A 278-nucleotide genomic window follows, 5' to 3' on the forward strand; every position below is an offset into this window, starting at 1 on the left:
GCTGGCGGGTTCCTGTACGGCAACGGCGGCGCCGGCGCCAACGCCCTGGCACCCGGTGTCGTCGGTGGTAACGGCGGCAACGGCGGCCTGATCGGCCATGGCGGGGCCGGCGGCAGGGGCGCCAACAGCACCGACGGCGCCGCCGGCGGCAACGGCGGCAATGGCGGACTGCTGTACGGCAACGGCGGGGCCGGCGGCAACGGCGGGACCGCATCGGGAATCGGAGGACAAGCTGGAGCCGGCGGCAACGGCGGCAACGGCATCGGGCTGTTCGGCAG

The 278-nt window shown here is 75.5% G+C and carries 1 protein-coding gene; it reads left to right on the forward strand.

Annotation, left to right across the window (positions count from 1 at the left end; all coding sequences use genetic code 11):
- The coding region (locus BST40_RS28695; RefSeq protein ID WP_341865546.1) for a PGRS repeat-containing protein at positions 1-278 on the forward strand (278 nt) is incomplete at both ends.

This window comes from Mycobacterium persicum, assembly GCF_002086675.1.
In the GTDB taxonomy this organism is placed as follows: domain Bacteria; phylum Actinomycetota; class Actinomycetes; order Mycobacteriales; family Mycobacteriaceae; genus Mycobacterium; species Mycobacterium persicum.